Source organism: Streptomyces sp. 11x1, from assembly GCF_032598905.1.
GTDB lineage: Bacteria > Actinomycetota > Actinomycetes > Streptomycetales > Streptomycetaceae > Streptomyces.
The window spans coordinates 5,241,684-5,254,334 of sequence record NZ_CP122458.1 but is presented as its reverse complement, the minus strand read 5'-3'; the positions used below and the strand labels follow the sequence as shown (position 1 = coordinate 5,254,334).

At 65.6% G+C, this 12,651-nt stretch carries 10 protein-coding genes and 2 pseudogenes; 7 read left to right on the top strand and 5 right to left on the bottom strand.

Annotated elements, in window-relative coordinates; genetic code table 11:
- Positions 1-152 precede the first annotated feature (152 nt).
- The gene (locus tag P8T65_RS22995) at positions 153-464 is read left to right on the top strand and encodes a hypothetical protein (RefSeq protein ID WP_316727162.1); all 312 of its coding nucleotides are present in this window, start codon (positions 153-155) and stop codon (positions 462-464) included.
- Positions 465-535: 71 nt separating this feature from the next.
- On the opposite strand, the pseudogene P8T65_RS47330 reads toward P8T65_RS22995, so the two are convergent.
- Positions 536-733 (bottom strand): annotated as a pseudogene (locus P8T65_RS47330) (hypothetical protein); the annotation flags it as partial.
- 260 nt (positions 734-993) lie between these two features.
- Here P8T65_RS47330 and P8T65_RS22990 point away from each other — a divergent pair.
- Positions 994-1,578, top strand: coding sequence for a helix-turn-helix domain-containing protein (locus P8T65_RS22990; protein WP_316727161.1), 585 nt, complete (start codon positions 994-996; stop codon positions 1,576-1,578).
- 14 nt (positions 1,579-1,592) lie between these two features.
- Positions 1,593-1,781 (top strand): hypothetical protein, encoded by a 189-nt coding sequence (locus P8T65_RS22985; protein WP_316727160.1) that lies wholly within the window; start codon positions 1,593-1,595, stop codon positions 1,779-1,781.
- Between the two features lie 412 nt (positions 1,782-2,193).
- Here P8T65_RS22985 and P8T65_RS22980 read toward each other — a convergent pair.
- Positions 2,194-2,700, bottom strand: a pseudogene (locus P8T65_RS22980) (DUF1906 domain-containing protein); the annotation flags it as partial.
- 1,087 nt (positions 2,701-3,787) lie between these two features.
- Between P8T65_RS22980 and ltrA the strand changes: the two are divergent.
- Positions 3,788-5,107, top strand: a complete 1,320-nt coding sequence (gene ltrA, locus P8T65_RS22975) for a group II intron reverse transcriptase/maturase (RefSeq protein WP_316727159.1) — start codon at positions 3,788-3,790, stop codon at positions 5,105-5,107.
- Positions 5,108-5,303: 196 nt separating this feature from the next.
- On the opposite strand, the gene P8T65_RS22970 is transcribed toward ltrA, so the two are convergent.
- A complete protein-coding gene (locus P8T65_RS22970) occupies positions 5,304-6,512 on the bottom strand; it encodes an ISAs1 family transposase (protein ID WP_316727158.1) in 1,209 nt (402 codons plus the stop codon).
- A gap of 263 nt (positions 6,513-6,775) precedes the next feature.
- Here P8T65_RS22970 and P8T65_RS22965 point away from each other — a divergent pair, with 263 nt between their 5' ends.
- Both P8T65_RS22965 and P8T65_RS22960 read left to right on the top strand, forming a co-directional pair.
- Positions 6,776-7,084, top strand: a complete 309-nt coding sequence (locus P8T65_RS22965) for a transposase (protein WP_310771210.1) — start codon at positions 6,776-6,778, stop codon at positions 7,082-7,084.
- Positions 7,081-7,998 carry an IS3 family transposase gene (locus P8T65_RS22960; protein ID WP_316725936.1) on the top strand — a complete coding sequence of 306 codons (918 nt, stop codon included), beginning with the start codon at positions 7,081-7,083 and terminating at the stop codon, positions 7,996-7,998. The genes P8T65_RS22965 and P8T65_RS22960 overlap by 4 nt, the downstream gene beginning before the upstream one ends.
- 150 nt (positions 7,999-8,148) lie before the next feature.
- Here the strand turns inward: P8T65_RS22960 and P8T65_RS22955 are convergent, their stop codons facing one another.
- Positions 8,149-8,574, bottom strand: coding sequence for a hypothetical protein (locus P8T65_RS22955; RefSeq protein WP_316727157.1), 426 nt, complete (start codon positions 8,572-8,574; stop codon positions 8,149-8,151).
- 100 nt (positions 8,575-8,674) lie between these two features.
- Positions 8,675-10,921, bottom strand: a complete 2,247-nt coding sequence (locus P8T65_RS22950; protein ID WP_316727156.1) for a hypothetical protein — start codon at positions 10,919-10,921, stop codon at positions 8,675-8,677.
- 181 nt (positions 10,922-11,102) lie between these two features.
- Between P8T65_RS22950 and P8T65_RS22945 the strand changes: the two genes are divergently transcribed.
- Positions 11,103-12,095: an ISAs1 family transposase gene (locus tag P8T65_RS22945; RefSeq protein ID WP_316731678.1), complete on the top strand. Its 993-nt coding sequence runs from the start codon at positions 11,103-11,105 to the stop codon at positions 12,093-12,095.
- The last annotated feature ends 556 nt before the right edge of the window (positions 12,096-12,651 follow it).

Below are 12,651 nucleotides of genomic sequence, written 5' to 3'. Positions count from 1 at the left end.
AACGTGACACATCGCCTCACTGCACATGAGTCCGACCTGCACCAGAAAAACACGTTTTCACCACGAGCAGCACGCGTGGTGGCTAAGATCCACCGCAGGTGAGCCGGGAAGCCTGGTCGGCGCAAGCCGCCGCCCTGCCCTGGAGCGCTCGTATGAACACCACCGCAAGCTGTGTCGTTCTCGGCATCGGCACGGTGCTCGTCCTTCCGCTCATTCTGGCGACCCTCCTCGGCTGGGAGCCGCCATTGCCGCACCGTGACACGGACTCACCACGCCTTCTCGCTTCGGTGGCGGTTGTGGCGTATGCGGCTGCCTTCACCGAGGTCGCGCCTCGCCTCGCCAGTGCGTCCAAGAGCGTGGTCACCGCCTGCTCGCGCATCGCGCTGCTCCTGACACTCCTGGCTGTCGCGCTCGGCATCGCGTACGAGCGCACGGCTCCCCTCCGCGACCGCCGGCGCGACTGAGCCACCCGGCTCGGCGATTTCCTGGACAGCGGTGATACGCGTTTCCGGGACGGACGGGGCGACCGTGCCTCGATCAGCCCGGCCCAGTCGGCCTCGCTCATGGGCGGGCCGCCCGGGGTGATCCCGGACGCCTCCGCCGGCGACAGGTACTTCCTGACCGTCTTGCGGTCCACCCCCAGCGACGCGGCCAGCGCGCCCTTCGAGCGGCCCGCGTACCAGTGGACGTAGATCTCGGTGATGTCGACCACGACGAACGTTCTCCTTGCCATCCGGGCTGCCCATCGGCGTTCGGGACCCACTGGGCGAGGGTCATCCGCAGCTCCGCGATGACCAGGTCCCTCGATCCCGAACTCCGCCGTACCCATGGCCAATCAGGAGGATTCAGAATAGAGATCGCATATCTACCAAACCGCCCCATATGCTGAAAATCTGGTGACTGCGACGCCGCCCTGCAGGGCGGCGCCATTCCAAAGAATCCGATGCAAAGCTTCCATTGCAAGTATTCCTTTGCATCGCTATCTTTGTAGGCATGAACGAGCCCCAGGACTCGCACGTCCGCAATCTCGATGCCCGATCCCTGCGCGGGCTCGCACACCCACTGCGCATGCAACTGCTGGACGCCCTGCGCTTCGGCGGCCCCGCCACCGCGTCCCAACTCGCCGAAAAGCTGGGCGAGTCAAGCGGTGCAACCAGCTACCACCTGCGGCAGCTCGCCGTTCACGGCTTCATCGAAGACGCCCCCGAGCACGGCAAGGGCCGGGAGCGGTGGTGGAAGGCGGTCCACAAGGGCCTGCGCTTCGACGACGCACTGCTCACGGACACCAGCCCGGACGTGCGCGGGGCCGCCGACATGTATCTCCACGAGGTCGCCACCACCCAGACCCGGGACCTGTCGACCTGGCTCGGCAACCGCCAGACATGGCCGGAGGAATGGAACCGCACCTGGGACATGAGCAGCGCGACACTGCGGCTGACGCCCGAACTGACCCAGGAACTCGTCGAGAAGATGCACGCGCTCGTCGACGCCTACCGTGACCGGGCCTCCGGCGAGGACGACGCCAACACCGCCCAGGTACGCATCCACACGCACGCGTTCCCCCTCACCACGGAGTGAAAGGCCACAGCCCGATGCGTCCCGAGATCCACCTTGCCCTGCACCACGTCCGCGCCGCCGAACTCCGCGCCGAAGCCGACGCGTACCGTCTCGCCGCAGCGGCCCGGCGCCCCCGGAACCTCCGCACCCGTCTCGGCTGGACCCTCGTAGAAGTCGGCTTGCGACTGGCTGCCACCCCCAAGCCGGCAGCCGCCATTCCTTAGTGCCGTTCGCGACCGCCGTCCCCGTGGGGAAACATGGCCGCGAGGATGGGGAATTGACTGACGCCGAACCCACCTGAGGTGGGGAATTACAGGCTCTGTCGACACCTGCGGGCGTAGCGGACCATCAGGCCGTAGGAGGCGCTTGAGATCGACGAGGGCGGCAGCCCGCCGTCGCCGCTGCGCGAGCTCAGACCGCCTGGTAGCCCATCGGCCTCACGTTGACCACGGCGCCCCAGATGACCGGCGTCTTAACCGAAAGGCAGACTCCACCGAAGTAGCCCACGCCGCCCGGCCGCGTACCCGTACGCCTGACGTACAGAGCCCGCGCGCCAGGCGTACGCGTTGCGGCGCCCTACGTCCTCATGTGGTTATGCCGGCCAGCTACGAGGTCCGTTCGCAGGAGATACGGCCTCTACCCGATGATGGCCACGGGGGCGTCCCAGGCGTTGCGGTCGACGGTGATGGTGTGGCCGCCGCGGGTCTCCTTGCTGTTGACCATGTACTGGTGGGCGCGGCTGTGGTTGGTGTACAGCTTGGGATCCCAGGGCCAGTCGGCGGTGGTGGTGTTCTTGTTGTTCCACAGCGCGTACCAGAGGTTGCCCGGGAGGTCGGTCCGGTCGGTGGCTGTGGGGATGGCCTTGGCGCTAGAGCTGCTGAAGCCGTAGTACCCGGCACGGTATGTCTTGGCTCGCAGGGTTTTGGTGAAGGAGCGCACGTACGTCAGGGTGGCGTCGTTGCACGCCTTGTTCGTGATGTCGTACGACTCCATGTTGAGGTAGATGGGACTGCCGGGCTTCATGCCGAGCGCGGACGCCTTGGCGACAGCGTCCTCGGCGTTGCTCACCCCGAGGCTGGCTGCCGTGGCGGCGGTGAACCTTTCTGGGTTTCTGCTGGTCTGGCAGGGCGGCTGGGCGCCGACGGGGCGGTCCGCCTTTTTGCCCGATGATTCCATTGTCGGCGACTGGCTGGCTTTTGAGGAGCCGGGATGCGGGATCCCGCATCCCGGCTCCTCAAAAGCCAGGGCGTCAGCGAATTCAAGCGGGTTTGGCGGATAGGGCTTGCGCGTCCTTTTCTGGACAGCCTAAGATGTGGCGATCCTAAATACTTAACGACGAGGCGTACATGCTCCATTTTTTTTCCGCACATTGCAACGTCGCATGGACAGTTTGATGCCACCTCGCTGGCAGTACGTATTCGGCATTGTCCTAGGTGGCGTCGGCTATGCGATATCTGGCCTGTCGCAGGGTGACTCCATCCCCGTCCTCGTAGCGGAGTCTGCGGCCGGGCTCCTCGTCGGCGGCCTGGTGGTAGCAGCCCTCCGATATCTCGGTCGAGACAGATGAATTCGTTAACCTCGATCTTTCGCGCGCCCAGCAGACTGGAGGGCTCAATGTTGTAAGTGACCTTCGGTCGTAAGCTCGTTGTCGCCTGCCGGTGTGAGTCCGGTCCGGGTAGCTGCCAGGAGGCCCGGTAGCAGACTGGCGGCGTCGGGGGGAAACGCCCGGCGTCGAAGCCCAGTGTCGAAAGCCCTGTAAGGGGGAGCAAAGCAGCGGTCCGTAGCATGAAGCGAAGCCTGCGGCGTCGTTAGAGGCCCGTCTCTCGAGGCGGGGACAGGGAGTGCCGAGCCCCCGAAATCAGGGCGAAGGCCATGGAAGCGGCGAAGATCCTGGAGATGCAGCCGTGAGGGACTCCTCGGCGTATGGGGCATGGAACGTTGCGACGGTGACAGCGGGAACTGGGGAGGCCCTCCCCGGCCCGGCGGCCTGCGGACAGCTGCTGCCGGAAGCTGCGCGTCCTATAACCGGGTGCACCCCGGGAAGTGGACGCGAGCCGGGTGGGCGTCGGAGGCGGCCGTAGTACCGCGATGAGCCGGGGGACAACACAACCCCCGGCCAGGGAAGGGCCGCTGCTTCGTCGATGCGCAGTCTGTCTGGAGGGACTTGGTGAGTGCCGTTACGGCTAGTTCCACCACGTCGGGATCCCTGAAGCTGGATCCGGTCCGAGCCTTGCAGCATGCGCTCTACCGGGCGGCCAAGGCCGATCCCGGACGACGGTTCCACGCGCTGGGGGACAAGGTCCACCGCAGGGACGTCCTGCGGCGCGCGTGGGCAGCGGTGCGTCGGAACAACGGCGCACCAGGCATTGACGCCATCACTCTCACGCAGGTCGAGGAGTACGGCATCGACCGGCTCCTTGAAGAACTGGCCGTGGAACTCAAGGATGGCCGCTGGCGGCCGATGCCCGCGCGCCGGGTATTCATCCCGAAACCCGGCACAACCGTGGAGCAGAGACCGCTGTCCATTCCTTCCGTCCGTGACCGGATCGTGCAGGCCGCGCTGAAGATCGTGCTCGAGCCGGTCTTCGAGGCCGACATGCTCCCGTGCTCGTTCGGGTTCCGGCCCAGGCGCGGGGCGCACGATGCCCTCCAGGTCTTGATCGATGAGGCATGGCGGGGCAGGCGTTGGGTGGTGGAGACGGACATCGCCAACTGCTTCGAGGCGATTCCGCATGAGAAGTTGATGCAGGCGGTCGAGGAACGCGTCTGCGACCGGTCGGTCCTCAAACTCCTGCGCGCGATGTTGCGGGCCGGGGTGATGGAGGACGGGCAGGTCCGTCGGCCGGTGACCGGAACCCCGCAAGGCGGTGTGGTTTCACCGTTGATGGCGAACGTCTATCTGCACCGGCTGGACCGGGCATGGGACGCGCGTCTTCACGGGGTCCTGGTCCGCTATGCCGACGATGCCGTGGTGATGTGCACTACCCGCGAGCAGGCCGAAGCCGCCCTTGGGCAGCTGAAGGTCCTGCTGGCCGAACTCGGACTGGAGCCGAAGGCGGCCAAGACCAGGATCGTGCACCTGCAGGTCGGAGGCGAGGGAGTGGACTTCCTCGGCTTCCACCACCGGTGGGTCACGTCCCGGCCTCGCGGCGGGCGGCGCCCGATCACCTTCCTCGCCCGCTGGCCCTCGGACAGGGCAGTGCAGCATGCTCGTGACCGGATCCGTGAACTCACGGAGCGGCGCAGGATGTTGCGGCCGGTCAAAGTGATTGTGGAGGACGCGAACGCGTTCCTGCGCGGGTGGGCCGCGTATTTCCGGTTCGGGAACTCGGCTCATCGCTTTGACCAGATCAGCTCGTACGCGCGGATGCGGATCGGCGGGTTCATCGCCAAGAAGCACCGGCGCAGCCGGAAGTTCGGCTGGTCAGTGGTGGCGTTTGCCTCCACTGAATCGTTGGGGGTGATCGCCTTGCACGGGACCGTCGTTGCACCCAGACCTTTTCGGGACTGGCGGGGCAGGCCGAATGCCGGCGGTGAACGGCGTCGGTGAGCCGTGTGCGGGAGAACCGCACGCACGGTTCGATGCGGCGGGGGCTGGAAACGGGGCGGACGTACTCCGCAACCGCGCCAGCCCCCGACCCTACGTGAGGGTCCGCCGACGGAGTCGGCGGACCCTTTCGCTTTCCGGAGCTGTTCGTGGGCAGGCCGGCGGCCCAGTTGTCGCTTGGGGTGGGCGCAGGGCTTGATCAAGTTCCGTAACTGTCCGGATCGTTGGTGATGCCAAAGATGAGGAGTGCTCGTTGGGGCTCGTCGCGGATCGCCCGGGTGGTCTTGGCGATGTTGTCGGCTCCGAGGGTTTTCAGCACGCCGATGGCGAGGTTGCGGAGGGTCGCCATGGCCCGTGGTGCGGTTCCGGCGTGAACGGTGGAAGCGTCCTCGGTGAAGGTGACATCCCTGATGTGGTGCGAGGAGTTCTCCACTCCCCAGTGCCCGCGAATCGCAGTGGCCAGGTCGGCGGGGCCGGTCTGGTGGGCGTCGAGGCTGGTGACGGCGTAGACGCTCTCACGGGTCTCGCGCTTGCCGGACTGCTTGCGGCGGCGGTGGACGCGGATGGCCAGGCGGGCGTGGGGAAAGGCGATCCCGCCGAGTTCGTCGGCGATCCCGCAGGTCTTGATCGAGCGGGACTCGCGTCTGCCGTGCCCGGAGGCGGATGCGGTGTGCTGGACGGCGATGTCCCGCCACGGAAGGGCCGCGAGTTGGCTGTAAGCGGTCGGCTGGTTGGTCTTGATCACGGCGATGTAGTGGGCCTTCTTGGTCACGACCAGCCAGGAGATGTTCGCCTTGACCGAGTGCAGGGCGTCGAAGGTGACGACGGTGCCGGTCAGGTCCAGCGGTGCCAGCAGTGGTTGGAAGTGTGTGGTTTCGTTCGTCTTCGCGCCGACCTCCACCTGGGCGAGGGTCACGACGGTGCCGTGAGTGACCGCGGAGAGCAGATGCCGGCGCGTCGCGGTGAGTCGGGCTGATCCCCTGAGTGCTTTGCCGTCGACAGCGATCACGCGCGAGGGCCCGGGCGCGGACGGCGACGGCGCCTGGGCGGGTTCGGTGGCGGCACGGTGCCGGTCGGCCAGGTAGGCGCCGACCGCCCGGTCCAGGGCGTCGCCGTCAACAGTCCCCAGCACACGGCCGATCGTGGCCGATGAAGGAGTGCGCCGCCATCTGAGCAGGTGGCGGCGCACTCCGATGACTGTCAGCAGTGCGTTCGAAGCACGCTGGCCCCACTCGGCGAGTTCGTCGATGCTCCTCGCTCCCGAGACGACCGCGCAGGCACACACCAGCAGGATCGCGGTCAGCGAGTACCAACGGCCCCGCCGGGAGCGCGGGTCAGGCACCGAGTCGAGACAGGGGCGCAGGTCAGCGACCCGACCGGCATCCAGCGGACCCAGCTTCACCAGCACGGCGGGAATGGGAGAAGATGCAGCGGCAGGCACGGGCCACCTCGTGATCATCGGGCTTAGACACTACAATGATCACGAAGCCCGTGCCTGCCCTGTTATGCACCCCAATCGGTCACAACCTGACCAGCCGCACGCCCCTGGAACCTGCAGCCGCCCTGCCTGAACCCGGGCCGGTAACAGCGGGCGTCTCGGACTGAGGTTCCCCCGAGATGCGGGAAGAGGTGACAGAGGGTCAGATGGTTCTCATGAGAGGAGCATCGACCATGGCTGCACCCAGGAAGTACTCGTTGGAGTTGCGTGAGCGTGCGGTGCGGATGTATCGCACTACGGAGCCGAGGCCGCAGATCAAGAAGCTGGCCGTCGACCTCGGCGTGCACCCGGAGGCCCTGCGCGGCTGGATCCGTCAGGCCGAGGCGGACGCCGGCGAGCGCGACGATCGGCTCACCACCGACGAGCGGGCCGAGCTGGTGGCTCTGCGCAAGGAGAACGCCCAGCTCAAGCGGGCCAACGACGTGCTGCGGACGGCCTCGGCTTTTTTCGCGGCGCAACTCGACCCGACCCGGCCCAGGTGACGGCGCTCCTCGACGAGCATCCCCGCCTGGGAGTCGAGTGCGTACTTCGGGAACTGCACATCCCCTCCTCCACCTACTACCGCTGGCGCCGCGCCGAGCGCGAGCCGTGCGAACGGCGTCAGCGTGACGTCGAGCTGACCGAGCGGATCAAGGAGATCCACACGGATTCCGGTGGCGTCTACGGCTCACCGCGCGTGCACGCCGTCCTCAAGCGGGAGGGCGTCCACGTCGGGCGCAAACGCGTCGAGCGGCTGATGCGCGAGGCCGACATCGCGGGTGTGAGCCCGAGGCGGAAGGGCTTCACGCGCCGGGATCCGAAGGCCACGCTCGCCCCGGACCTGGTGGAGCGGGACTTCACCGCACCCGGGCCGAACCGGCTGTGGGTCACCGACCTGACGATGATCCCGACCGGCGAGGGCCCGTTGTGGCTCTCGGCGATCCGGGACGCGTTCTCCCGCCGTGTGGTGGCCTGGGAGACCTCGGCCCGTGCGGACGCGGACCTGGTGCTGACCACGCTGGAGTACGCGCTCGCGTCCCGCGAGGTCGAGCCCGGCAAGCTGATCCATCACGCCGACCACGGCTGTCAATATACGTCTATCAAGCTCACAACTCGTCTGGTGAGAGCGGGAGTTCAGGCGTCCATGGGGTCGGTCGGGGACTCGTTCGACAACGCGCTCGCGGAGAACCTGTGGATGCTGATCAAGACGGAGTGCGTGCGCGGTCGCGTCTTCGCCACACGTGCCGAGGCGAACCTCGCGCTCTTCGAGTACATCGACGGCTTCTATAACTCCCGGCGCATCCAGCAACGGCTCGGCTGGCTCAGTCCGATCGAGTTCGAGGAGAAGCACTACACCAAGCAGGCGACGGCCGAACCGACGAACCTGAACACCCGTCAACCCACTCTGACCAGCTGATCAGCACCTCCCGCACAGTGGGGGAACCTCAGACCCTGACGCCGCCACCATGAGTCGACCGACATCACGGGTTCAAGTTCAGTAGCCATGAACAAAAGCGTGGCCGTTGCTGTCCAGACTCGGGACGGCAACGGCCACCTTTCTTTCTGATCACCCCACTCGGAGCTCCAGTTCGCAGCCCATCGTCTGAGTAAAGGTGTGTCCGTTCTGGCGGTAGGTGAACCGGCAGTCGCGCAGGTTCTCCTTCGGTGGAGCGGTGACTTCGAGCTCTGCGACGTAATACACGTCGCCTCCCGAGTCGGGAGCCAGCTTCAGCGGGGCCTTTGCATAGTCCTTCAGTCTGGCGAAATCAGGGTTCTGCTGGTCGCCCTCTCTTGCCAGGAGCGGCATTCCGTCCGTGTCGTCCCGATGGTAGGCGCGGTACCGGACAATCTTGATTCCGTCCGGCACTTTCACCACGGACGCGTCGATGACTTCCAGGGGGTCGTCGCTGACGTTGTAGGGAGGTGGAAGGGTGAACCACCACGTCTCATCCACCTTCGCGCTGTAGTTGTCCGTGACGCCCTGCGCGATCATTCCCTCAGTGTAGAGAGCGTCACCAGTACGCGGCTGAACATCGGTCGTACGTTCACAGGCCGCAGTCGCCAACATCAGCACGATCAGAAGTGCCGAAATCCTAGTTGGAGTAGAAAACGCCGGGCTTCGCATCAACCGGACCATTCTTTCCCCAGATCTCATGGCGTGCAAGGGTCTTATTTCCCGCAATAATGCGCTGCTTGTGGTCCTTGTCGTACTGAGTTGATGCGCCGAGCGTGACGCCGAACGCGCTCACCGCTCCGGAAATTTTGGAGCTGCGGTTCGTGCTGATGGAGAATCCTGAACCCCTCGGCACCCAGGTTCGGTGACTCCTGGGCGACTTATGGAAGTTGATCCCACCATCCTTGTGCGCGACATTCTTTCCGAACTTTCCCACCGGACCATTGGTCGGAATCTTGTAACGTCCGGCGATGATCTTGTACTGGGTCCAGACTCGGCCGTCGCAGCGGAAGTTCTGCTTGTGCTTCTTGTACTCGATCGGCACTCGCCACTGCTTGGCGAAGTACGGCCCCCGGTTGTAGTAGCCGGTGCTGGAACTTGCTGCGGATGCGAGTGTCACCGTTCCCTGTATGGTCCATTTTCCGCCGGCCTTGACGGCCACTTCGACGTTCGACGAAAGCTTATTCTCGTACTCGAAGGTCGCCTTTGCGTCCCAGTAGGCGTGCGCCTCGCCGACGGTGGTGTAGTGGATCCTCCTGTCCACGACCCTATCTCGCGTCATGCCGCACACGCCTATGTCCATTGGTCGCACGTCCAGCGACTTGGTGTCGACTTTATTGATAATGTACGGGTCGAAATTGGATGGAATGTCCGACGTGTCGCTCTGCCATTTCGGAAGTGGCCTGTCACCAATCTCGTCGACGCTCATACGCTCCTGCTGGGACCCCCAACTTTTCGCGTACTGCTCGACCGTCGGCTCAGCCGGAGCGGGATCGCCGGGATCCACCGGCAGCAGCGCGGAAGGTTCGTCGACAGCGGCGGCATCGGTCGCCGCAGCGAGACTACGTGTCGTAGCCGGGGCTGTCTCGGGAGCCGCCGCGAGGTGGGCCACGGCACGCATGGTGACACCGTTCGAGGTAACCCCTGTCACCGACGCCATGGCGTTGACAACGCCACCATTGGCGGCGGCGGCCTCTCGGACGCCTGCGGGCAGTGTGTCGGGCAGCCTCAGCGACCATGTTCCGTCCGCTGCGGTTGTAGTCTCACCCAACCTCGGTAGGTCAACTGCTTCACCGCTGTCGGAAGTGACGTCGATGGCTTCGACGGTCACCGGAAATCCTGCGGCTGGTTGGCCATCACCCCGCACGAACCGGCCACTGAAAATCTGTGCCTGCGACGGGGCCGGAGTGGACCCGTCCTCCTCCGGACCAGTTGGCAGGTCGCCAGAATCCTCTGCGGGCTGCTCGCCGAAATAGGGCTTGGTCTCAGCGGCATCCGCGAGGCAATCAGCGGTGTCCGCGAAGATGTGGCCGTAGATGCCAGTCCTGATCTCGCCGTTGGCGAGCGCGAGCGATGCCGTGCCGGTATAGCCCTTGATAGTGCCGGTGTAGTCGCGGGAGCCCGTGTATGTGTGGACGGTGCCAGGCCCGGGACTCCATGCCTGGACGGCGTCCGTCAAACCGGTGGCGATGACGGCCGGTGCCCCCAGGGAAGGGCGGAGCTTCTGATCCGTAGGAAGGCCTGTGGTCAGCGTCCTGAAGGGCCATGCCTTGATCTCGCCGCTGGTGAGTGTGTAGATCGTCGAGTCGGACATCCATACGTCATCGGCGTTCTTGATCGCGACAGCCCCAGCAGTCGTCGCAGCGATCTTGGTGGTTGCCGGCTCAAGGGTGCCCGCGCCCGTCTCCGGATCGGCCTGCTTGTAGACGGTGATCTCACCGCTCTCCACCTGCCCGAAGAGGAGGCTGCCCGAAGCCCATACGCGCTTGAACGCCTTCCATTCTGCCCCGTAGGTCCTCACGGGCGTCAGCAGTGAACCACCAGCAGCCGTCTTGTCCATGTACGACTTGAGCGTGCCGTCCTGCGTGACCTCGTAGATCACCCCGTGACCAGCCGAGAACAGCTTGCTCCCGGCCGGAACCGCCGCGGTCTGCTCGGTGTCGATGATCGTCCCGTTGGCGCCGCCACCCTTGGGGTCCCAGTCCAGGTACTTGCGCAGCGTGCGGGGCTTGCTCGTACCGACGACCACAGGTCCTGGAGGTACCTCGACGACGTACGTTGCAACGCTCGACTGACAGGCATCAGCAGCAGCGGCCGTCGACGCCATCGCCAGCGAGGGCACGGTGATGGTTCCGCCAAGCAGAGCAGCCAGGCAGATGGCCCGCACTGATTTCGATCTCCGTGAATGACTCTGGTGAGACATGTTCCCCCTTTGAAAGCGCGCAGAAGCGATCCTGATGAGTCGTTACGGCGCAGTGGTCGGATGTGCCACGTGGTCGGCGTGGCAATGACCGAGAACCTATCTGCTTCTTTCCGTAAGACGATCAAACTTGAGCAAGAAATGAGGTCTGAAGCTTCCCCTTCTGCTCAGATGGCGGCGCACTCCTTCATCGGCCACGATCGGCCGTGTGCTGGGGACTGTTGACGGCGACGCCCTGGACCGGGCGGTCGGCGCCTACCTGGCCGACCGGCACCGTGCCGCCACCGAACCCGCCCAGGCGCCGTCGCCGTCCGCGCCCGGGCCCTCGCGCGTGATCGCTGTCGACGGCAAAGCACTCAGGGGATCAGCCCGACTCACCGCGACGCGCCGGCATCTGCTCTCCGCGGTCACTCACGGCACCGTCGTGACCCTCGCCCAGGTGGAGGTCGGCGCGAAGACGAACGAAACCACACACTTCCAACCACTGCTGGCACCGCTGGACCTGACCGGCACCGTCGTCACCTTCGACGCCCTGCACTCGGTCAAGGCGAACATCTCCTGGCTGGTCGTGACCAAGAAGGCCCACTACATCGCCGTGATCAAGACCAACCAGCCGACCGCTTACAGCCAACTCGCGGCCCTTCCGTGGCGGGACATCGCCGTCCAGCACACCGCATCCGCCTCCGGGCACGGCAGACGCGAGTCCCGCTCGATCAAGACCTGCGGGATCGCCGACGAACTCGGCGGGATCGCCTTTCCCCACGCCCGCCTGGCCATCCGCGTCCACCGCCGCCGCAAGCAGTCCGGCAAGCGCGAGACCCGTGAGAGCGTCTACGCCGTCACCAGCCTCGACGCCCACCAGACCGGCCCCGCCGACCTGGCCACTGCGATTCGCGGGCACTGGGGAGTGGAGAACTCCTCGCACCACATCAGGGATGTCACCTTCACCGAGGACGCTTCCACCGTTCACGCCGGAACCGCACCACGGGCCATGGCGACCCTCCGCAACCTCGCCATCGGCGTGCTGAAAACCCTCGGAGCCGACAACATCGCCAAGACCACCCGGGCGATCCGCGACGAGCCCCAACGAGCACTCCTCATCTTTGGCATCACCAACGATCCGGACAGTTACGGAACTTGATCAAGCCCTGGGGTGGGCGCCGGGCTCCACTGTCCAGGGCGGGTGATGTTGTCGTCGGGAGGGTCGAAGGTTCATCACACAGACCCGGCAGACAGACCGGAAGGCAGGAAAGGGCGCAGGAAAGGGACGACGGGCAGCGCCCGCAGAGGTCCTCGACAAGTTGATCGAGGACGGAGAGCTCATCCGCGTGGTCCACCGCGAGAGCCCAGACCGCCCCCACTCTGGCCCGTCTCGACCCGTACGCCGACCACCTCTTCGACGACTACTGGTGTGAGCTGCTGATCACGGACATCTCCCGGATCGACGAGACCAGACTCTCCCGTCCGAGGCCTCGGTGCTGGAGAAGCTGACTGCTTGGGCAGAGAGCTGTATCCATGGGGTGTTCACGAGTGGGGCTGATATGCGGCGGAGCATCCCAGTTGGAGATCGTTTCCGGTGCCTCAGAAGATCGTTCCCTCCGGATGGCGGCGAGGTCACGGTGCCTTCGTACGGCTGGCGCCAACTCCATGCCGCTCATGATCCAGCGAAGCCGCACGCACGGAGGGGGCCTGCGCCC